General features: G+C 44.5%; 16 protein-coding genes and 1 tRNA gene. 7 read left to right on the top strand and 10 right to left on the bottom strand.

Annotation, left to right across the window (positions count from 1 at the left end; translation table 11 throughout):
- Positions 1 to 24: 24 nt before the first annotated feature.
- The 4 genes from F3J22_RS06405 to F3J22_RS06390 form a co-directional block, all read right to left on the bottom strand.
- Entirely contained in the window at positions 25 to 351 is a 327-nt protein-coding gene (locus tag F3J22_RS06405; protein ID WP_167015416.1) for a hypothetical protein, read from the bottom strand.
- A gap of 79 nt (positions 352 to 430) precedes the next feature.
- Entirely contained in the window at positions 431 to 2017 is a 1587-nt protein-coding gene (locus F3J22_RS06400) for a DUF1501 domain-containing protein (protein ID WP_167015414.1), read from the bottom strand.
- Between the two features lie 20 nt (positions 2018 to 2037).
- Entirely contained in the window at positions 2038 to 3657 is a 1620-nt protein-coding gene (locus F3J22_RS06395) for a DUF1800 family protein (protein ID WP_167015412.1), read from the bottom strand.
- A gap of 220 nt (positions 3658 to 3877) precedes the next feature.
- Positions 3878 to 5056: an acetyl-CoA C-acyltransferase gene (locus tag F3J22_RS06390; RefSeq protein WP_167015410.1), complete on the bottom strand. Its 1179-nt coding sequence runs from the start codon at positions 5054 to 5056 to the stop codon at positions 3878 to 3880.
- Between the two features lie 122 nt (positions 5057 to 5178).
- On the opposite strand from F3J22_RS06390, the gene F3J22_RS06385 reads away from it, so the two are divergent.
- The 4 genes from F3J22_RS06385 (at position 5179) to F3J22_RS06370 (ending at position 8553) form a co-directional block, all read left to right on the top strand.
- Positions 5179 to 5251: transfer RNA gene (locus F3J22_RS06385), tRNA-Lys, on the top strand.
- 189 nt (positions 5252 to 5440) lie between these two features.
- On the top strand, positions 5441 to 5986 hold the full coding sequence (locus F3J22_RS06380; RefSeq protein ID WP_167015408.1) for a hypothetical protein: 546 nt from the start codon (positions 5441 to 5443) through the stop codon (positions 5984 to 5986).
- Between the two features lie 761 nt (positions 5987 to 6747).
- Positions 6748 to 7587 (top strand): SDR family oxidoreductase, encoded by an 840-nt coding sequence (locus F3J22_RS06375; RefSeq protein WP_167015406.1) that lies wholly within the window; start codon positions 6748 to 6750, stop codon positions 7585 to 7587.
- Positions 7588 to 7638: 51 nt separating this feature from the next.
- Positions 7639 to 8553, top strand: coding sequence for an AraC family transcriptional regulator (locus F3J22_RS06370; protein ID WP_167015404.1), 915 nt, complete (start codon positions 7639 to 7641; stop codon positions 8551 to 8553).
- 170 nt (positions 8554 to 8723) lie between these two features.
- On the opposite strand, the gene F3J22_RS06365 is transcribed toward F3J22_RS06370, so the two are convergent.
- Positions 8724 to 8864, bottom strand: a complete 141-nt coding sequence (locus tag F3J22_RS06365) for a hypothetical protein (RefSeq protein ID WP_167015402.1) — start codon at positions 8862 to 8864, stop codon at positions 8724 to 8726.
- A 193-nt stretch (positions 8865 to 9057) separates the two neighbouring features.
- Here F3J22_RS06365 and F3J22_RS06360 point away from each other — a divergent pair, with 193 nt between their 5' ends.
- Entirely contained in the window at positions 9058 to 10089 is a 1032-nt protein-coding gene (locus tag F3J22_RS06360; RefSeq protein ID WP_167015400.1) for a DUF2167 domain-containing protein, read from the top strand.
- 72 nt (positions 10090 to 10161) lie between these two features.
- Here F3J22_RS06360 and F3J22_RS06355 read toward each other — a convergent pair whose 3' ends face one another.
- From F3J22_RS06355 to F3J22_RS06340, 4 genes are all read right to left on the bottom strand, one after another.
- Positions 10162 to 11292: an RtcB family protein gene (locus F3J22_RS06355; RefSeq protein ID WP_167015398.1), complete on the bottom strand. Its 1131-nt coding sequence runs from the start codon at positions 11290 to 11292 to the stop codon at positions 10162 to 10164.
- Between the two features lie 381 nt (positions 11293 to 11673).
- Positions 11674 to 13074, bottom strand: a complete 1401-nt coding sequence (locus tag F3J22_RS06350; RefSeq protein ID WP_167015396.1) for a RagB/SusD family nutrient uptake outer membrane protein — start codon at positions 13072 to 13074, stop codon at positions 11674 to 11676.
- A gap of 24 nt (positions 13075 to 13098) precedes the next feature.
- A complete protein-coding gene (locus F3J22_RS06345) occupies positions 13099 to 16686 on the bottom strand; it encodes a SusC/RagA family TonB-linked outer membrane protein (protein ID WP_167015394.1) in 3588 nt (1195 codons plus the stop codon).
- 24 nt (positions 16687 to 16710) lie between these two features.
- Positions 16711 to 17727 (bottom strand): FecR family protein, encoded by a 1017-nt coding sequence (locus F3J22_RS06340; RefSeq protein ID WP_167015393.1) that lies wholly within the window; start codon positions 17725 to 17727, stop codon positions 16711 to 16713.
- A 261-nt stretch (positions 17728 to 17988) separates the two neighbouring features.
- Between F3J22_RS06340 and F3J22_RS06335 the strand changes: the two genes are divergently transcribed.
- A complete protein-coding gene (locus F3J22_RS06335) occupies positions 17989 to 18603 on the top strand; it encodes an RNA polymerase sigma factor (RefSeq protein ID WP_167015392.1) in 615 nt (204 codons plus the stop codon).
- Between the two features lie 12 nt (positions 18604 to 18615).
- Here the strand turns inward: F3J22_RS06335 and F3J22_RS06330 are convergent, their stop codons facing one another.
- Positions 18616 to 19041, bottom strand: coding sequence for a secondary thiamine-phosphate synthase enzyme YjbQ (locus tag F3J22_RS06330; protein WP_167015391.1), 426 nt, complete (start codon positions 19039 to 19041; stop codon positions 18616 to 18618).
- A 173-nt stretch (positions 19042 to 19214) separates the two neighbouring features.
- On the opposite strand from F3J22_RS06330, the gene F3J22_RS06325 reads away from it, so the two are divergent.
- On the top strand, positions 19215 to 21638 hold the full coding sequence (locus tag F3J22_RS06325; RefSeq protein WP_167015390.1) for an ABC transporter permease: 2424 nt from the start codon (positions 19215 to 19217) through the stop codon (positions 21636 to 21638).
- Positions 21639 to 21706: the final 68 nt, after the last annotated feature.

Here is a 21706-nt window from a genome sequence, read left to right as displayed (position 1 = left end):
AACAGTCTAAGCACACATTGTATATTAAGCCACAGGAGGGGCTCTGGGGGCGAGATCCCGAAATGTCTGGTGACTGATGGCAGCAACAGTGGGGCTAAGAAACACCCACACCAGTTTCTGCACAGGAACTATATAGTGAGAGACAATCTCATCATACGGCTCAACGCCTATCTGTAAAAACTCACAGTGACGGTGAGCAGTTGAAACACTTGATTCGCCCTTTGGATGAATAACATCGTGGGTGTCGTGGTGGTTTGCAAATTCATGTATAAATTCTCTGGGCAGGGTATTTAAAGTAAATACCCCCAGCAGCAGGATCGCCAATAGCCTATGCCAGTATTTTTTATACATGGCGACAAAGATAGTTAAATCCAACTATTTGCAACAAGGTTGCACAATATTTAATCTAAATTTAAACTAAAGCATTGGTTTACTTCACCTTAAGCATTGGCCGGACTTGTTGTACCGGTCCATTCTGGAATCGGGCATAATAAATACCGCTTGGCAGATAGGTGGCATCGAAGTCGATGGTGTAGATACCTGCGGCATGTACTTTATTTACCGGAACGCTTACCAGGCGGCCCATGGTATCGAATATCTGGATCATGGTATTGCCGGCGCCGGTGATATAGGTAATTTTAGTGGTATTGGAAAAAGGGTTCGGGCTGTTGGTGATCAGGTGTTTGTTTTCGTCAGGGGTGGTATCGGGGATGCCGGTGATCACACCGCAAGCCACGCCGCTGACCAGCGGCAGCTGCTGGTAATCCTTTTGCAGGATACGTTGCAGATCGGTAGGTGCTACGCAGAACCATTGTTCCAGGATAGAAGCGTAAACAGATCTGAAATCGTACTGCATGGGAATATTATCATTTACAGAGGTAGCGTCCGGGATGGAAGGTGAGTTCCCTAATACGCCCTGCATGACATAGTCGCCAAATACAATCATTGGTGCAGCAGCACCATGGTCTGTACCGATACTGCCGTTGGATTTGATACGGCGGCCGAATTCGGAGAAGGTCATCCCTACCACGCGGCGGGAGGCCTTGAGTCCGCGTAAATCGCTCATAAAAGCAGCGATGGCATCAGAGACGCCACCTAATAAATTAGCATGGTTTCCTTTAGTAGTGTCGCCGCTATCCGTCTGGCTGGCATGGGTATCGAAACCTCCCGTGCTCACCATATAGAGACGGGTTTTGAGTCCGCCGGCAATAAGTCTTGCTACGATTTTCAGCTGTGCCGCGAGGCCGTTATTGGCCGGATAATCGCCCTGGGCGGTTACTTTGGCTGCAGCTTTCTTTATAGATTGTTCATAACTATTCGTTTGTTTCGCGATGAGGCGGATATATTCCAGCTCTTTTCCCGCCTTGGTATTGGGTACGGGGTCCATAACACCATCTATCAGGTTGTAGAAGTCGGTGGCACTGGTAATGGCGATACCCATGCTCGCGTTGGTGCCCTGGAATGCAGGAGATACGATAGACCCTATCTGAATTGCCAGCGGGTCTGGATTATCTGCGCTGGGATAGCCGTTAGGGAAATCCGGGTTCAGGGATTCCAGGTACCTGCCGGTCCAGCCGGTGGTAAGCACTTCGTTGGAATCGGAGCCAGTGAGCCAGATATCTGTTGCGCGGAAGTGCGAGAAGTTCGGGGAAGGATAGCCTACACTTTGGATGAGGCTTACTTTTCCGTCGTTATATAATTTTTGCAGACCTGTCATGGCAGGGTGCAAACCTGATTTCGTATAGCCGTCAAGTTTAAGGACTTTTCCTTGCGGGATAGCGATGTTGGTACGGGCGGCCTGGTATTTTCCATAGATATCCAGTGGAATGACCATGTTGAGGCCATCGTTTCCGCCAGTCATCTGAATCATAACCAGCACGTGATCATTATCGGAGGCGGCCCCGCTGAGTGCCGACAGCAGCGGAGTAGCACCAAAAGCCTTTACTGAGAAGCCGCCCAGGATTCCGGGAAGCACCGCAGCAGGAGCAGTATATTTAAGGAAATCTCTTCTCTTCATAAATAGGATATTTCAGCGGATCAGGATAGTTGATATTCAGACAGGTCCATGATATATTTATACAGTGCCTGCAAACGGATATGCACATCACTTTTCGCCTGCATATCATTAGGATTGCTTACATAATTTTTCCAGGCATTGGTCCAGTAGTAGTCGGATTGCTGACCGGTAAGCAGGATGGTCGTTTTCAGGAAATCCTTCACATTATCGGAAACGCCTACACGATAAAGAATATCCAGAGAATCCGCCACCAGTGCAACCGGGTTACCGGGATCAGAGAGTTGGGCAGCGAATGCCATAGGATCTATCTGTACGCCGGCAAAGCCGTTATCCCCGATCAGTGCGTCGCTGAGCTGGTTACGTTTGGGCAGGGTATCTGTATTGATCCAGAGTTCATGAAAGGAAGGTTCCTGGTAGTAAGCGTCCCAGCCGGCCACCAGTGGCGGATCGCCCAGGTTTTGCAGCATCATCGCTGTAGCGCGGTGGACGCTGGTCCAGGCTTTATATTGACTGGGATAGTCGGGCGGAAACTTCACAGCAAACTCCCTGCATATACCGATACAAAAATCCACCGGACTTTTAATGAGGCATGCCATATTTAACGGATCGAAGAAGTGATCGCTGGTAAACAGGGCATTGAGAACGGTTTTCATGTCGTAGCCGCTGCTGCGGAAGATATCGGCCAGTGGCGCGATCACATTCTGTTCTGTAGCCGCATCGATATCATAATATACAAAGAAGCGGTATAGTTTCCGGCAGATGAATTTAGCAACTTCCGGTTGTGCGAAGATAATATTGAGGAGGTCGTCCACCTCGGTAGCGCCATCAGTGCCGGTTTTGCCGGAAATGACTTTATTGAGATAGAACGAGCTGAATGACTTATTGGTAATATCGTGCTGAGTGGTGTTGAACGTGCTGACGATATTGACAGGATCGACACGGAAGCCGGTGAGTACGCGGGCGGTGGCCTTCACATCATCTTCTGTATAATGTGAATCCGGGCCTTTACCTACGGTAAACAGCTCATGCAGTTCGCGGGCATAGTTTTCGTCAGCGGCGCCTTTAGAATTGAGGTAACCGTTGAGATATACCAGCATGGCCGGGTCGAGGGTTACCGCTTTGGTCAGCGTTTTGAAATTCCCCAGGGCATTTTGCCGGAGGGTAAGATTATATTGGTAGATGTACCTGCTGTCTTTCACCATGCTTGTTTCTGTAACGAAGTGGTTATGCCAGAAGAGTACCATTTTTTCGTGTATGCTTCGCTGTTGGGCCAGCATTTGTCCGACCCACCATGCCTTGTAGGAGGCGATCCTATCGTCCTCGAGGGTTTCATCTCCTTTAGGTGCGCGGTTCCAGGCGGCGCCTGGCGCAACGCCGGTACTGTCTATCCCATAGTCATTTACGGGTGGAGCAGGATCTGGCTGGGGAGTAAGGAGGATATCCACTACCTGTTGCATGGAAAGGCCTTTCAGTGCGTTGACATCAGCAGGCGTAACACCAAACATGGTGCGTTTGAGGAGGTGGATAAGTTGTAGGGAGCCCCATTGGCCGGTATAGGCTGTGATGCCGGTTACAGTACGGGCAGCAGCAGTGTTCCGGCTACGTGCAGGCGATAAGGTTAGGAATTGTCGACGATCCATAATAAACGATATGGTTGACAGCTTTTTGGCTGAATCGGCAGTAAATTAGTAAAAACTTTAATTCATCTAGATTAAAAAATTATTTCATATGCATTCCTAATCGGTCGAAGAGGTGCTAACCTATTGAGTTAGAACAGGTCGGGATCAAAAATATTTTCGTGGAAATAAAAAGGCAGCGTCTATTGGATAGACACTGCCTTTTGAATTCAGATGGGTATAATTAGTTTATATTTTCGATGATACCGGCGATGCCTTGACCACCGCCTACGCAGGCGGTAACGATGCCGTATTTTTTATTGAGACGTTTGAGATCACCGAGGATTTGTACGGTGAGTTTGGCACCGGTGCAGCCGAGCGGGTGACCGAGGGCGATGGCGCCACCGTTGATATTCACGATATCCGGGTTGATGCCCAGTTCTCTGATTACGGCGATAGATTGGGAAGCGAATGCTTCGTTGAGTTCTACCAGGTCGATATCGCTGAGATTTTTACCGGCTCTTTCTAGGACTTTAGGCACGGCGGCAACAGGGCCTATGCCCATGATACGAGGGTGTACCCCTGCGGATACGCAGGCCACCAACTTACCTATAGGTTTGATATTCAGCTTATTGACCATTCTTTCACTCATCACTATTACGAAGGCGGCGCCATCGGAGGTTTGTGAGGAGTTACCGGCGGTAACGGATCCTCCTGCGGCAAACACCGGTTTCAGTTTACCGAGTGCTTCGAGGGAGGTATCGGCACGAGGGCCTTCATCTGTATCTACTACGTAGCTTCTTGCTGCTTTTTTGCCTTTGGCGTCCACATATACTTCATCTACGTTGATCGGTAGAATACCGTCCTTAAAATAGCCGTTTTTAATGGCATTCAAGGCTTTCATATGTGATTTATAGGAGAATTCGTCCTGATCTTCGCGGGAGACTTTAAATTCATTCGCAACGGCTTCAGCGGTGAGGCCCATACCGATGTAGTAGTCCGGGTTGGATTTAGCCACGGTATAGTTGGGAACGGTTTTCCAACCGGCAACAGGAACGAGGCTCATACTTTCGGTACCGCCGGCGATGATACAGTCGGCCATACCGGTTTGGATTTTAGCGGTAGCGATGGCGATGGTTTCGAGGCCGGATGCGCAGTACCTGTTGACTGTCATGCCGGGAACATCGATACCGAGTGCCCTTACGGAAATCATACGTCCAATCTGCAAGCCTTGTTCTGCTTCAGGCACCGCATTACCGACGATGAGGTCATCTACCTGTTTAGGATCGAGCTGTGGAACAGCTTTGAGCAATCCGGTAATGACATCAACTGCCAGGTCATCGGGTCTGTAAAAGCGGAAACCTCCTCTCTTCGATTTGCCGACCGCCGTGCGGTAACCGGCAACTATATATGCTTCTTGCATTAGACAAATGTTTTATAGTGAGCTAACCTTTTTTATACTATCCTTTCAAATTTAATCAAATAAAATTGATAAAAATTCACAGGAACCGTTAAATTTGGAGATAGGTAATTTAACATTTACTTGTCTTCGTAGCTCAGTTGGTAGAGCAGCTGACTCTTAATCAGCGGGTCTAGGGTTCGAGTCCCTACGAGGACACTTTTATAGGATAGGCTTTCAGCATCAAATCTGCTGAAAGCCTTCTTAATTTGCTTACAATTTGTACGAATTTCTCCCTTCGCTGGATGGCCTGAAGGAAAAATCAGCAAGATCAGATACACAGACGATAGAAAATCAATCAATTAGCACTATCTGAAAATAGTCTACCGGTATTAGTAAAAAATATTAATGAAATCATTAGAACAATATTTCGAGCAGTGTAAGGATTGGGTAAAGGAAATTCAGGAGTATACAGATGCGCTGCTGGAACTGGCAAATTATATCGCTACCGGAGATTTTGAATTACCAATGAACCTACCTGGTATTGCAGCACATATAGATGATTTTATTACCAGAAAGTCAATACTATTATCTGCATTTAAAAAAATGCTCCAGGAGCAGTTAGTACAATCTAACAGTAACGAATATACGCAAAATATGCTTTCCGGATTATGGAACCAATATACAACGTTAGAACAGCTATGCAGTGCATTTCATGAACTAAACAGCAGGACAACCTATTGTTTTATGGAGCATGTCGGCCAGGAGTATAAGCAGCACATGAGTGAAACAGAGGTCATACCTGCAGACGAACAGATAACCAACATTGGCGACATCTTAACAATAGTTAGCTATTTGATTGCATCAGGAATGGACTTCTCTAAACAGATCTCACAGGCGATTCGCTCCGAATCCAACATAAAACAGGGTGACAAAAGCTCCCCGATTGATTAAAGTAAAAATAGCCAGTCATAAAAACACAAGAACGAAACGGCCTGCTAATTAAAAGGAGACAGCTCAGTTAAAGAACTCTGCACAAACGGCATAACAGACAACTCACTGCGAGCATACTTCTTTCAAAAATATTATCATGATATCCCTGTTCTCAAATTCTGACAGGGATTGTCTTTCATTAAACCAGTACACCATCAAAAAAAATTTTCCGCCTCAGAAAAAATACCTACATTCATTAACGTACTGATGACCGATTAGCTTTCCGAACTATATAACCCAATGAACCCGACAGACTAACATTTGTTTTCCCTGGCCTAACTTTCGTATCCAGTACATCTTCCTAGAAAATAAATGCATTATACCTGCTTAACGCTGAACAACCGCTCCACGGCATTGCCACCAAGGCTAAAGACAGGAGAGGACAAATTTCCAAATGTAATCCACCATGAAACAGCAACAAACCAAAAAGCCGCTTCAGTTAACCAAAATCAAAGTAGCTAACCTTAACATGCCTAAACAAAAAGGCCAGGTTTGCTTAACCTCAGTTGATGCAACTACCTGCCCAGGCTGCCGTTTAACAATAACTGTAGACTGTCTGTAACCGACAAGCACCTTCTCCAGGTCAGTCGCTACATGCCGGCAGCTGACCTGGTTACCAACACATTTTCACGATTTAGCTACAGGATTAACTGATCCGGCTACATTTCTTTTTCTATTGCACCTCACCTTTGTTCCATCACTTTAAACCCAAAAAGTAAAGTATGGAAACAAATAACGTATGGCTGGTAACCGGCGCCTCCAAAGGAATCGGACTATCACTCGTAAAAAAACTACTGGCATCAGGCCACAGTGTTGCAGCCACTTCACGCAATGCACAATCACTGATAGATGCCATCGGCGCGCCTGCTGCCAACTTCCTTCCCCTGGAAGTAAATCTTGCCGATAATAACAGCGTACTTACAGCTGTTGAAAAATCCATTGCACAATTCGGCCACCTCGACGTAGTGGTTAATAATGCCGGCTATGGACAGATAGGTACCTTGGAAGAGCTTTCCGACATGGAATCAAGAGAAAATTTTGATGTAAATGTTTTCGGTACTTTAAATGTTATCCGGAATGTAATGCCTCAGCTACGCAAACAACAAAAAGGACATATTTTCAACATTGCATCCATTGGTGGCTACCATGGCGGATTTCCCGGATGGGGAATTTATCTCGCCACTAAATTTGCGGTTGCCGGACTTACAGAATCCCTTGCAGCAGAGATAAAAGAATTCGGCGTGAATGCAACGGTAGTATACCCTGGCTACTTCCGTACTGACTTCTTAAGCAAAGGTTCGGTGGGTAGGCCTGCGCGCCCGATTGAGGCCTATACAGCCGCCCGAAAGGCAGAGCAGGCACATATCAATGAAATCAATCATCAGCAGCCTAATGACCCCGAAAAAGCTGCAGACGTACTGATCGCCATCAGCCAGGAAGCAAATCCTCCGGTACACCTCTTCCTGGGAAAAGATGCATATGACCTCGTACAAGACAAACAAAATATCGTTAACAAAGACGTGGAACAATATAAAAATTACACTTTTTCCACCGCCTATTAATCACGACATTTGCAGTAAAGAGGCATATCGTATATTGTTAAATTAACCAGTATGGATAAGACATTCCGCTTTAATTCAATTGCTGAGTTCCATAGTTTCTGTCAGCTCTCCGGTCCTGACCATCCACTGATCAGTCTGATCGATTACAGTAAGGTTCAGTACCCTATAGATGATACCGAGCTTAAATGGATACAAAACTTTTATTCAATTGGATTAAAACGGAATGTTCAGGGCAGGTTTAACTACGGACAACAACCATATGATTTTAATTCAGGGGTACTTTGCTTTATTTCACCGCTGCAGTTTCTGCGACTTGAAATTCAACCGGATGTACAGGTTCAGCCCAGCGGATGGCTGTTACTCATACATCCCGACTTCTTATGGAATACCCCATTGGCAGCTAAAATAAAGTCGTACGATTTTTTTCAGTATGCAGTAAATGAAGCGCTTTTCCTTTCTGAAAAAGAAGAAACTACCATAGCTGATATCTTAAAAAGTATAGAAAAAGAATATCAGTCAAATATAGATCGCTTCAGCCAGGAACTAATCATAGCACAACTGATATTATTACTTACCTATTCCGAACGCTTCTACGAAAGACAGTTTCTCACCCGTAAAAAATCAAGTCATGAATTACTGGAAAAATTCGAAATGGTATTGAATGAATATATTTCTGCCGGAAACCTACTATCAGCAGGTATTCCAACAGTCACCAGTATCGCACAAAAATTAAACATCTCTCCTAACTACCTCAGTACTTTATTGCGACTTCAAACCCAACAAAATACACAACAACACATACAACGAAAAATGATTGACTATGCGAAGGAACGCCTGAGTACCACCAGCTTGAGTGTCAGTGAAATCGCCTATGAGCTTGGATTTTCGCACTCTCAATCTTTCAGCAAATTATTTAAGCAAAAAACCAATCAGTCTCCAATGGAATTCCGGGCCGCATTTCAATAATTGATCTGCTATCTTGTGGAAAAATGTAATTTCATCATCTTCCCTATTGTATGAAACAACAAATAATCAGGTGGTGTATTACTTTGGTAATCATCCTGGGAACTAATCTTTCCACACACGCTATCAGGCTATTTATTTATGGTAGCGGACCTGGAGGCACTTAGCTTTTCTTACCTGAGGCACGGCATCAGGATGAATTTATGGCCATTGTACGTGTTTTTCATCTTAATGGTAGTGTTCCAGCTTTTATTGCTGGCGGCCATGATATTGAAACGATACAGGTGGTGGTTATATACTTTATTGGTTATCATTTTATTAAATGTCCTGTTACATACAGATGCCTTAATATGGTTAGTTAAATCCTTTCAACCACAGGAAGGAAGGCCTTAAACAAGGGCATTCAGAACTTATCTAGTCACCCCCCATTAAAGTTGTAATCTGGACGACTATGTTTTCATTTCCAGAAGAAAAATTGCACTTTTGCGCGAACCCAAATTTTTTAACATGCGCAATTTTCTGTACCTGGCTGTTATATTGTTTACGACCCTCCAACTGAAAGCCCAGAAAAAAGTGGACTCTTCTGTTGTAGAAGAAGAAGCAATCAATGCATACGCCGACTCTCTCCGGGGAGCGATGAAATACAAGACAGGCCTCGTCACGTTATCGGCAGGCGATGCCCAGCTGAATGTTCCTGCAGGCTTTAAATTCCTTGGAAAAGAACAAAGTCAGTTCATTATTGAAAAGATTTATGGCAACCCTCCTCAGATTGCAGCGGAGGCCCTGGGCATGATCTTTCCCGAAAAATCAGACATCTTAACAGAAAACTCCTATGTTTTTATTGTGAAGTATGAAGATGTTGGCTTCATTAAAGATGATGATGCCGAACATATGAACTACGATGATCTGAAGAAGCAAATAATTGAAGATGAAGTAAAAACCAATGAGGAGCGTAAAAAGAACGGTTACCGCACCATTCATCTGATTGACTGGGCGCAGAAACCATTCTACGATAAAGAACATAAAGTATTGCATTGGGCCAAAGAATTGCAGGTAGGCGAACAACCATCAGATAATAACACCCTGAATTACGAAGTTCGTATTCTCGGTAAAAAAGGTATTCTCTCGCTGGATGCGGTGTGTTCTATGTCAGAACTTCCGCTGGTAAAAGCTGATATCGACAAGGTATTAAAGATGGCCACTTTCACGGAAGGTAATGCCTATGCTGATTTCGATCCTAAAGTGGATAAGGTTGCCGCCTGGACAATCGGTGGTCTGATTGCCGGTAAGGTACTCGCTAAAGTCGGTTTCTTTGCTGTTATCCTGAAATATTTAGCCGTTATCTGGAAATTCCTGGTAGTAGCTGCCATGGCAGTTATCGGCTTTATCAGGAAGAAAATTCTGGGTAAAAAAGATGAACCTTCCTACCAGATAACTACCACGGAAGTACCTGATACTGTCAGCGAAGAAATTGCACAGGATACACCTCCGCAACATCCGTCGTCAGAAGAGCATAAGGATACGCCTCCAATGGTATAAAATATTTTTTTTCTAAAACAGAAAACCACGGAAGATCCGTGGTTTTCTGTTTTTTGCAGCTATCTGCCGGGATTAAATCTCCGTATACTTTACCGTTACAACCGGCTTTGTTTGGGTGATTTTTTTCAGGTATGGCTGATAGTTAAAGATATCCGCATCATCCTTATAGGCAAAGTCAAACTCCTGGATATACCCTGACGGTAAATTCCCGCTGCGGTCCAGCAATTCGCTGAACTGCTCCTGGTAAGCCTTTCGCTGCTTTTCTTTTAATACTGTTTTCCAGTATTTCATGGCTGCATACCTCGACAACCTCCTGCCAGCGCCATGCGCACAGGAATTCAATGCCGTTGCAGCGGCAGCAGTATTATTGATTTCCACCAGCAAACTACCTCTGGACATAGACAACGGGATAACGGCCATCTGCCCTTTTTCCAGCTCTGTACTTCCTTTACGATGCATGATATATTCATCTGTAAAGCGTAAATGATTATGTACGGAGTCTGAAAGGAAATAAGGCGTACCATGTAATATCCCTTCTGCCGCTATATCCTTATAGTTTTTAGCCAGATAATCGCCGGGTATTGTCTCTTTCCTGCATTGGATATAATTCGCCTGTTGCAGGAAGATCAGGGTTTTAATACAGAAATTCCGACGACGTTGCTGACCGAAATCCAATGTCTGCCTGTAATAGTGCACAAAATCCTCTCCGGCGAAATCTTTATGCACAAAATCTACCTGTTGCCCATATTCCTGTGAGAAATCTCTGGTGAGCTGCAAACATTGCTGGTACAGCGCTATACCCCGATCGCGGGTACCGGTATGACAAATAATATAAACTGACTGGTCATCTTCCTCAATAGATAAAAAATGATTTCCTCCACCCAATCCATCATCCGTCATTTTAGTATGAGCCAGCTGAAAGGCTTTATAGTGGGCCTTCTTATCGAATGGTTTCAGCCAGTATTCCTTTTTGATATGCAGCACCATCACGCCACAGCCAATATCCTTGCCGGTGATGAGCGGATAAAAATAGTCCGACGTACGAAAGGCGACACCAACGGGCAACGCCTTTTCATCACAGTAATGAATATCAGTAAATGCGCAGATACGCTCCAGGAAAGATTTTTGGGCATATTTTTCCAGCTGCTGCATCGCATTTTTTTCGATGCCAGCGGCATCGCAATAGAATCCAATAGATTCCATATTCCTTATTTTAAATAAAAAAAGATTAGTTCGTGGGGCCTGGGTAGGTACATCTGCCCCGTTCAGAGATGTCAGCAGCCTGTTAAAGGCGGTACAAATATAGTAAGAATTATTTTAATAGGGGAACAGACAGCAATTCTACCCCTAAAGGGGGATATATCCTCCTGTCCTACTTCGGAAAATATTGCGTAACTTTTCAGTTCTCAAGTATGTCATCTTACAATTAAGTCTTTACTACTATTAGCCTATATTACGCGAATTAATCCGAAGGGTGTGCCAGCAATGGTACACCCTTGTTCATTTATAAAAAACAAACAGGGAGCCTGTACGGGCTCCCTGTTGTTTTTCTAAGAGTTGGTGATTTTATTTACAAAACGGACATTATTTAGAGTTCTGTACCAGGCGTCCTTCGCCGTAGGCGATGGAAGTTGCAGAGAATGGCATGATCCAGATATAGGAATCAGGTGCAATAGAATAGGTAGTTGTTCCTTCTGTTTTGGTCAGTGTGGTTTTATACACAGGGTCCATGTTAAAGCGGCGGTAATCCAGGTACATCATACCAGCGCCACGATATTCACATCTCATTTCCCTACGGATCTTTGCGATAGCTTCTGCTTCTGTTGTAGCAGTTACGTCGCTATAAAAAGCCGTGATGATGCGTTTACGGCGTACGGTATTCAGTACCTCCATTGCTTCCTGCATGTTACCGGCACGGGCCAGGCATTCAGCCTTGATATAATAAACTTCCGGAGTACGAAGTCCGCTCATGTTAGGCTTATCATTACGGCGATAGGAAAGAATGGCCTCACTACTAACTGTTCTCACCGCAAAATTGACTTTTAAGCGGGCATCTCCTTTATCGTACAGTACACTATCACTAGCCTTCAGGTATCCGGTAATGTAATAACCTTGTGATTGGTTGGTACCACCACCATGATTAAACACGTAGTTTTCCGGGTTAGAGAAGTCAATCAGTGGCACATTAATACCAGGAGAATTACCATCGGCCAATGTTTTATTATCATTGTAATACTTCACATAGTCGAAAAGTGTGTTATTCTGTTTCAGTGCATTATCTGCAGCTTCGGCGGCTTTGGCATAATCACGCTGGAACATGTACACTCTTGCCAGTAAGGCATATGCAGCACCTTTGGTTGCATAGTACCCATTCATAGAGGTAACAGGCAGGTCCTGAATTGTTTGTGTTGCCTCCCGGATAACAAAGTCATATACTTCTTTCACGGAAGACTGATTCAGGGTTTGCTCCATATCATCATTCACATTGATCATCACACCGGGATCAGTGGCCGCAGTGCTGGGATTATATGTTTTAGCGTAGGTATTTACCAGGTTAAAATAATGCAATGCTCTGCAAACTCTTGCCTGCGCAATCAATTCTGCTTTCTGTGTAGCAGTACCTGTAGTTGCACTGGCAACGTGATTGATCAATACATTGTAAACAAAAATGGCGGCGTAGGCATCGCTATAGGTCATGTCCGTCAGCACATATTGTAACCGGTCGATACCTTCTTTCCAGTTATAATTTATCATGGCAAAGCTCTGTGTTGCCTGTGCGGTTTGTATGGTATACCATTCGTTTGCTACAACTGCCTGGCTGGTAAAGTCGAAAGTATGTGCCTTTGTGGAACCAAGCAAAGCCTTGTAGTCTTCAAAGGTTTGCGGTATCTTCTGACCTTTCGGTACGATATCCAGGTATTTATTACAACTGGCGGCTCCTGCCAGGACAGCTCCACACAATATCAGTTGAAAAATCTTTTTCATATTCTATTCTTTACTGCCTTTGAATTAGATAGAAATGTTTAATCCGAAATTATAAGTTGGCATGATGCGGTTTCCTCTGGTGAAAGTGGTGAGTCCGCCGGTACCAAATGATCCGGTTTCCGGATCCAGGTGTTGTCCGTTAAAGCTGATATAGAAAAGATTATCAGCCTGGAAGCGGATTTTTGCACCAGCAAGCTTCATGCGTTGTAACCAGTTTTTAGGCAGGTTATAGGTGAGCGCAATATTTCTCGCCTTGATGAAAGAGGCATTCTTAAAGTTGATGTCGGCATTATTCCAGTAAGAGTTACGGAGATTAATCCCCTGGTCACTATAATCCCATGCAATACGAGGGACATTGGTCGTCAGTTCATCTCCCGGCTTTTGCCATGCATTGCCGATACCAGCCATCAGTGGGCTATTAGGATACATGTTTATAGAGAATGGTACTTCTGTTCTCATAACATGGCCTGCATTATATACAAACATTACAGACAGATCAAACTGCTTATAGGAAACGTTGTTGATCAGTGCACCGGAATATTTAGGTACATAACTACCCATATATGCTACTGCAGCAGGAGATGTTACCGTTCCTGAAGTTGGTTTGCCATCCGCCCCAATGATCATTGGGTCACCTTTTGCATCCAGTCCTGCGTACCTGTAACCATACAGCGACTGAAACGGATCACCTTGAAGGATGTAACCAGAAGCATTCGGGATAAGATCAGAAGCCAGTTTAGGGCTATAATCAATTCTGGTTACCTTGTTATCATTAAACGAAGAATTCACTGTTACATCCCAACGTACATTACGGGTACTGATTACATTTCCCCTGAGTGATAACTCCAGCCCTTTATTACGCATGGCGCCATTATTCACATATGCGCTGGTAAAACCCAGTACAGGATCAATTGTTTTACTTACCAACAGATCTTCACTGTTACGAACATACGCATCTACGGAACCAGAAAGCCTGTTTTTCAACACAGCGAAATCAAATCCGATATTGGAAGAAGTCGTTTTTTCCCAACGCAGGTTTGGATTTGGCGGATTGGAAATAGTACCGGTAGGAGCACCTCCGGCAACACTGTTAGTGCCATAGGATGCCACCATAAATGGCCCTGCATTCTTTGCCACGTTTCCGTTGATACCATAGGAAGCTCTAAGTTTCAGCATGTTCAACCAGGAGATCTGATCCATGAAATGTTCTTTAGACATAATCCAGCCTGCACCTACTGACCATAAAGGACGGTATTGGTAGGTAGGATTGGTACCAAAGAGGTTAGACAGATCATAACGAATACTTCCTGATGCCATGTATTTTTCACTATAGGTATAAGCAGCATTTCCATAGAAAGAAGCATACCTGTTCGTCAGTTCATTGAAATTGGCCAGCATAGAATTGCTAAAAGAAGTGGCCTTACCATTTGCAGAGGTGAAACCACCCTGCAATGCTGTTGCATTGACAGGAAGCGTGGAAAGCGTCAGTGGATCATAGCCGTATACCGCATTGAAATCTCTGTTTACTTTACTCTCTCTGATTTCGGAACCCAGGATAGCAGTCACCTCATGACGATCCGCAAAAGTACGGTTGAAGTTAACCTGGTTACGAAGGCTGTAAGTACGTTGGTTGTTATATGTACTTCTCAAAGCATTTCCAACAGGAATATTATAAACTACTGCCCCTTTAGCATCTACGGTACCATACGAGTTAAAAATATCGTGCATGTAGGCAGAGTTCTGGTCCAGGAGCTGTTCTGTTTTCCTGTTATCACGCTCATACAGGAACATTACATCATAATTTAACCATGGCGTAATTTTAGCATTCAAACGCAGGTTAGCTCTTGCATCCAGGCCCTTTGTCTTTAACAGGTTGTAATTAAGGTCCTGCGCCGGATTACGGTCTATTGAATACAGGTTATACAATGAAAACCTGTCTTTCTCTATCTGGTTCTGTTTATTACGCAGTGTCGTAAAATTTCCATTTGCATCATAGATAGATTCAAAAGGCATCAGGTAATTAAAATAATCTTCAGGAGAGGATAAAGAAAGGTTATTATCCGGTGTCGAGTTATCAATATAATTCAGGTAGATGCCCACATCAGCTTTTAACCATTTGGAGATATCCGTACTGTTACGCACGTTGACACCCAGGTTACTGTTGCGGTCATTCTTTCCATACCCAAGACTGTTTTTATAGGTAGCAGAGAGATTGAAGATATTGGATTCACTTGCCTTACCAACAGACAGGTTATACTGTTGATTAGTCTTAGGACGCATAAAGGCATCCATGATCTGCTGATTAAACTGGTTGCCTTTAGTACGCATAACAGCCAATTGGGCATCTGCCTGCTCACGGGTGAGTTTTCCTTCCAGTGTTTGCAGCAGCACATCCAAAGCTGGAGATACATAACCAGGGCCCTCTCTCAATGATTTTATTTCTCCGGCAGTATTTGTTTTTAATAATGTGTTATTATCAAAATAAGAAGTGATGAGGTCCACCATTTCAGCAGAACCGGCCCTGTTATAATAGCCCAGATCATACAAAGGAGTTACTGCATAGTCAGCAGAAAACCCTATCTGTGTTTTACCGGCTTTCGCTTTTTTTGTAGTGACAACGATCACGCCATTTGCCGCTCTGGCGCCATAAATAGACGCTGCTGCCGCATCTTTCAGCACGGTAATACTCTCTATATCTTCCGGATTTATATTTGGTATACTTTCCTGGATATATCTGTTGGCATCATAGGAAGTGCTTTCTACTGGAAAACCATCAATTACATAAAGTGGACTTGCTGTTGCATTAATAGTACTTCTTCCACGAACGTTTATACTTCCACGGTAACTAACCACACCTGGCAGCGTACCTTCCAATACCTGTGATAATGAAGAGATACGGCGCTTTTCCAGGTCAGCAGCCTTCACAATTGAGAAGGAGCCAGTAGCACGCTCTTTGGATAAAGTCTGGTAACCCGTTACCACCACTTCGTTCAGCACCTTACTTTGCATCACCACATTAATATAATTACGGTTCAGTACCGCTACCTTTTCGCGTTCCATACCGGTGTAATTATAAATCAGCTCAGCGGTTTCTTTAGGAACCTTAATAGCGTAGCGACCGGTATTGTCTGTTACTGCCCAGTATTTGCCGCCTTCTGTTTGTACATACACTCCGGGAAGCGGCGTTTTTGCATCGTCGGTAACCATACCGCTGATGATAGTAATTGTCAGAGTGACATTTCCATCACTATCAACGGATTTGACTTTCTCCAGACCAGGAGCCAATGGCACATCTGCGTTGGCAGCCTTTTTACGGGGAACGATGGTATAGTGATTTTTATTTACGTACAGAAAATACAATTCCGGGTAGAGGATCGCTTTCAGTACTTCCTCTACAGGGCGTTTGGACAGTGCTTCTACATTCACGGATGTTTTCTTTCCTTCTACGATCAGCCCTTCATAAATAAAGGTAGTGCCGTAGTACTTTGTTACCTTTTCCAGGGCTTCTTTCACAGAAATTTCCTTTTGCTGTGCATTGGCATAGGTGCAAGTGACTAACAGTACCCACAGGCATAGCAAGCCCCTCAGGCTTTGTCTGGTACAAATCCTCATTGATCTTGGTTTTAATGAAATTGTTTAATACCCCCGCTGGCCGTTACTCTTAAATGTCAGCGTGTCATTGTTCTTTTCGATGGAGACATTCAGTATCGCCTGTAATTCGAAAATTACGGTGTTGATGTTGTCTAGCGATAATGTTCCGTCAATAGATCTGTTGGCAATAGATGAGTTTTGGAGGATGATGGTATAGCCATATGTATCCTGCAATGTCTCAATAATTTCTTTTACTGTCGTATTCTTAAGCTGCATCTTGCTTTCCAGCCAGGCCGTTGATGCGTTACTGTTATCCGGCGGCGTACTCATAAGCATAAATCTGGTTGCATCATAGCTGGCCTTCTGTTCCGGCGCCAGTATGATCGGCTGCTGATGACCATCTGCGGTTACCCTTACCTTACCTGATTGCAGGTAAACCTCAGCATTATCCCGCCTGCTCTTTATATTGAATACTGTCCCTAATACTTCTACTTTTACTTTTCCGGCATGCGCAATAAACGGGAATGCCTTATTAGTGGCCGTTACATTAAAGAGGCCTTCGCCCTCCAGCCATACTTCACGCTTTCCATCCTTCCACGGCCCGTAAGTCAATACAGAATTGCCATTCAGCGTAACGGCAGTGGAATCCGGCAGATGCAACTTTACGATCTGCCCATATCCGGCCTTAATAACAATCGTTCTGTTGATATATTTATAATATCCAAATACAATCGCTGCTGGTATCACCACTGCTGCAGCGGCATATTTCCACCAGTTACTCCTGGATTTTAGCGGATATATTTTTTGTTCTTCACTTATTCCTGCCTGGATATTTTTCCAGACTGCTGCTTTTATATCAGCCGCAGGCGTCATTCTTTCTAACCTGTAGATCCCCGATACTACAGCCTTTGCTTCCAGCATCTCCTGCAGATTTGCCGGCTGCTCCTGCTGCCACAACGTCCAGAATGTCTCCGCTTCCGGGCGGGCATATCTTACCCATTCCAGAAAATCTGCATCTTCCAGAAAATCTTCTTTAGAAAATAAATGATATGCTTTATCCAATATCCACCTTCGTTAGTACCACTAAATCGTTCACAGGATGTAAAAAATAACCCCGTGTTTAAATAGAACACAAGGATTTTACAAAACACCCCACTTTTTTTTAATTTTTTTAATTTTTCTTAAATGAATTTTTAACTCGATTGTTTTTATAATTTTACGACTGCAATTATATCCTTATATCATATCAGCCAAAACAACACAGCCAACTACCGTCTACGGCAATGCTGATTTTTTGTACATTTAATTCGAAGAAGTTGGGATATGGATCTTTTATCTGCATCAGATATTACACTCTGGGAGTCACTAAAACAAAGCAACGAACAGGCTTTTGCTACAATTTATGACCGGTATTTTGACCGGTTGTATGAATATGCTATTCGTTTCCATGCCGATCAGGACCTCGTAAAAGATGTTATCCAGGAACTTTTTATCAAATTATGGACAAACAGAGACACCCTCAGTAACGACGTAGACCTTCGCCCATACCTGTTTGTAGCACTTCGCAGCACTTTGTACAACCGCTTGCGGCCACGCCGCAACGTAACGCTGGTACCGTTCGATAAAGATCAGCACGACTTCCTCGCCAACTTCTCCTACGAGCAGGCATATATTAAAAAAGAACAGGTACAGGAACAGCAGAAACAGCTCACAGACGCCCTCAACCAGCTGAATAGCCGGCAAAAGGAGATCATCTACCTACGATATTTTGAAGAATTAGACTATGATCAGATAGGACAAATTATGGAAATCTCCGTTAAAGGAGCCTATAAACTCGCTGCCAGAGCGCTTAAGAGCATGCGTGATATTCTGCAGGTATCTACCGGCACCTTGCTGATTATGCTCGCTGCATATAAAGTCCATCACCAGGAATTATAATCAGGAATCCTTTTACTCTTCTCCCCAAACGGTGATCACCAGGCTTCTGGCGCCGCCCTCATTTCTGTGCTCACATAAATAAATTCCCTGCCAGGTACCAAAGGCAAAACGGCCGTTATGCACCGGAATCATCACAGAACTCCCCAGCAGAGAGGCTTTCAGATGTGCAGGCATATCATCCGAACCCTCATAGTCATGTTCATAATCGGGATCGTTTTCCGGCACCGCCTTGTTGAAGTAAGTCTCGAAATCCACCCGCACCGTAGGATCGGCGTTTTCATTGATGGTAAGTCCCGCTGATGTATGTTGAATAAACACCTGGCACATACCCGTTTTGATACGCGCCAGCTCCGGCATCGCCTGCATCACTTCTGCCGTGATCAGGTGAAATCCTCTCGCCCTTGGCCTTAGCCTTACGCCTTTCTGATATATCTTCATTACAGCCCGTTTTACCCAAAATTAAAAAATGTAACTTTAATCTATCAGCGATGGCTGTCTGCATTTGAACACTATTGTCTCAAAAACGGACATTATCCCAGTACTTAAAGACAATTAATCTACTGATAATCAATACCAATCCGTTACGGCATTTCCTTTGATTTCCTTTTGACATGATACAGAATTACGCCAAGGTCGCCTTTCGGAACCTCCGGAGCAACAAGGCTTTCACAGCGATCAATATTACGGGACTGGCTATAGGGATAGCCACCAGCCTGATCATATTGCTATATATCAGTCACGAACTGAGCTACGACCGCTTTAACAAACGGTCCGGGGATATAGTGCGGGTGGTCTTCCGCGGCCATGTGAAATCTGACGCGATGAATGAATCACACGTATTTCCACCGGTAGCGCAGACATTGAAAAATGAATGCCCGGAAATTGAGGAGGCTGTCCGAATCAAATTAACCTTCGCTCCCATCATCAGCCTTAACGATAAAACCTTTGAAGAAAACAACTACGCCCTTGCCGACGCATCCTTATTTAAGGTATTTACCATTCCCCTGCTGAATGGCGACCCTAATACCGCGCTCACTGATCCCAATACCATCGTTATATCAAAAGCCATTGCCAGCAAATACTTCGGTGATCAGAATCCGGTAGGACAGCTATTACATTTTAAGAATACCAACCAGGATATGCGCGTTACCGGTGTTTATGATAAAATCCCCGAAAACGCACATTTCCACTTCGATATGATCGGCTCCCTCACAGGATTTCCAGACGCGTCCTCCAATTCCTGGATGACCTCCGGCTACCATACCTACCTGTTGCTACGCCCTGGCAGCGACTATCAGAAGCTACAAGCCAAACTGCCCGCTATCATGGACAAGTACATGGCCCCGCAGATGGAACAATCCATGCACCTTACCCTAAAAGAATTCAGGGCAGCAGGAAATGACATAGGCATCTACCTGCAACCCTTAACAGATATACATCTGCACTCAAACTTCCCGGATGAAATGGAGCCTGCCGGCGACATGAAATACATCTATATCTTCGGCGCCATCGTATTGTTTATGATATTGATCGCCTGCATCAACTTCATGAACCTGACTACCGCCAATGCGATTGGCCGTGTCAAGGAAGTGGCCATGCGCAAGGTTTTGGGAGCTCCAAAGAACAGGCTTGTCTTGCAGTTTCTGCTGGAATCCATTTCCATTACTCTGATAGCCACGCTGCTGGCGGCTATCCTGGCAGTGATACTACTGCCTTCCTTCAACCAGCTGGCACAACGCAATCTCAGTATCTCCGGCCACGACCTGCTATGGCTCATTCCAGGCCTCTTCCTTTTTGCTGTAGTGGTAGGAACCTTTGCCGGCATCTATCCTGCCTGGTTCCTGTCTTCCTTTAAACCGGAGGCCGCACTGAAACGCAGCTTCTCGCCGGGAGGCAAACAGGGCAACCGTCTCAGAAGCGGGCTGGTAGTATTTCAGTTCTTTATCTCTATTACACTGATGGTGAGCACCGCCGTCGTATATAAACAGCTATCTTATATACAGCACAAAAAACTGGGATATAATAAAGATCAGGTCATCATCCTCAACCAGGCCGACCATCTCGACCAGGCCGTATCCGCACGCCTGCGCAGCATCATTCAGCAGGATTCCAGGGTGGCCGATATTACCACCTCAGGTTTTATCCCTTCCGGGCCTACCTATAATAATAACTTCTTCATCTTTGAAAATGGTACCAGTGCCCAGGTAAAATCGATCTGTTACGAGATAGATGAACATTATATCAACGTGATGGGGATGACATTGGCCGAAGGCCGCAATTTCTCACCGGCATACAGTACGGATTCCACCGCAGTCATAATAAACCAGGCGGCGGTAAAAGCCATGGGTTGGACAGGTAACGTGATAGGCAAGACCTTCCGTCATCTCAGCAATGAAGGCATCGGCAAGGAATTCCATGTAGTGGGCGTAGTGAACGACTTCCACTTCAAATCCATGCATAGCCTGATTTCTCCGCTGGTAATGAAATTGAGTGAGAACTACGGCAACATCCTTATTAAAACCAATACCAAAGATGTAACGGGCCTGCTGGCCACCCTCCAGAAAGAATGGGAACAGCTAAACGTAGATACCCCTTTCAGCTATTCCTTCCTGGACCAGCGTTTTGAAGATACTTATAAGTCCGAAGCCAATGTAGGCCGCATCCTGGCCATATTTGCAGGACTCACCGTATTCGTGGCCTGCCTCGGTGTATTCGGACTGGCAACCTTCACTGCGAAGAAGCGTAGCAAAGAAATCAGTGTCAGGAAAGTATTGGGCGCCAGCGTGACCAGTATTATCACCATGCTATCTGCAGATTTCCTCAAACTGGTGATCATCGCCTTTGCAGTAGCCGGCCCCGTAGCATGGTATATGATGAATAACTGGCTGCAGGGATTCGCCTACAGAGTTAATATCAGCTGGTGGATATTTGCAGTATCCGCATTAACAGCCATTCTCATTACATTATTAACAGTAGGTACCCAGGCCATCAAAGCCGCTATTGCTAACCCGGTAAAAAATCTTAAAGCAGACTAACCTTCTCAGCCTTTTGATTTATAAAGAACGCATGTCACCCTCAGGTGCATGCGTTTCTTTTTTGTTGA

It is taken from the genome of Chitinophaga sp. Cy-1792 (assembly GCF_011752935.1).
GTDB lineage: Bacteria > Bacteroidota > Bacteroidia > Chitinophagales > Chitinophagaceae > Chitinophaga.
Note: the sequence above shows the minus strand (reverse complement) of the source record. Positions and strands in the feature narration are given on the sequence as shown.

What these genes read in the sequence shown, in the direction of transcription:
- F3J22_RS06380 (WP_167015408.1), top strand. Translation starts at nt 5,441, where the DNA reads ATGAAATCATTAGAACAATATTTCGAGCAGTGTAAGGATTGGGTAAAG.
- F3J22_RS06345 (WP_167015394.1), bottom strand. Translation starts at nt 16,686, where the DNA reads ATGAGGATTTGTACCAGACAAAGCCTGAGGGGCTTGCTATGCCTGTGG.
- F3J22_RS06325 (WP_167015390.1), top strand. Translation starts at nt 19,215, where the DNA reads ATGATACAGAATTACGCCAAGGTCGCCTTTCGGAACCTCCGGAGCAAC.
- F3J22_RS06390 (WP_167015410.1), bottom strand. Translation starts at nt 5,056, where the DNA reads ATGCAAGAAGCATATATAGTTGCCGGTTACCGCACGGCGGTCGGCAAA.
- F3J22_RS06330 (WP_167015391.1), bottom strand. Translation starts at nt 19,041, where the DNA reads ATGAAGATATATCAGAAAGGCGTAAGGCTAAGGCCAAGGGCGAGAGGA.
- F3J22_RS06395 (WP_167015412.1), bottom strand. Translation starts at nt 3,657, where the DNA reads ATGGATCGTCGACAATTCCTAACCTTATCGCCTGCACGTAGCCGGAAC.
- F3J22_RS06370 (WP_167015404.1), top strand. Translation starts at nt 7,639, where the DNA reads ATGGATAAGACATTCCGCTTTAATTCAATTGCTGAGTTCCATAGTTTC.
- F3J22_RS06360 (WP_167015400.1), top strand. Translation starts at nt 9,058, where the DNA reads ATGCGCAATTTTCTGTACCTGGCTGTTATATTGTTTACGACCCTCCAA.
- F3J22_RS06355 (WP_167015398.1), bottom strand. Translation starts at nt 11,292, where the DNA reads ATGGAATCTATTGGATTCTATTGCGATGCCGCTGGCATCGAAAAAAAT.
- F3J22_RS06350 (WP_167015396.1), bottom strand. Translation starts at nt 13,074, where the DNA reads ATGAAAAAGATTTTTCAACTGATATTGTGTGGAGCTGTCCTGGCAGGA.
- F3J22_RS06335 (WP_167015392.1), top strand. Translation starts at nt 17,989, where the DNA reads ATGGATCTTTTATCTGCATCAGATATTACACTCTGGGAGTCACTAAAA.
- F3J22_RS06365 (WP_167015402.1), bottom strand. Translation starts at nt 8,864, where the DNA reads ATGATAACCAATAAAGTATATAACCACCACCTGTATCGTTTCAATATC.
- F3J22_RS06375 (WP_167015406.1), top strand. Translation starts at nt 6,748, where the DNA reads ATGGAAACAAATAACGTATGGCTGGTAACCGGCGCCTCCAAAGGAATC.
- F3J22_RS06405 (WP_167015416.1), bottom strand. Translation starts at nt 351, where the DNA reads ATGTATAAAAAATACTGGCATAGGCTATTGGCGATCCTGCTGCTGGGG.
- F3J22_RS06400 (WP_167015414.1), bottom strand. Translation starts at nt 2,017, where the DNA reads ATGAAGAGAAGAGATTTCCTTAAATATACTGCTCCTGCTGCGGTGCTT.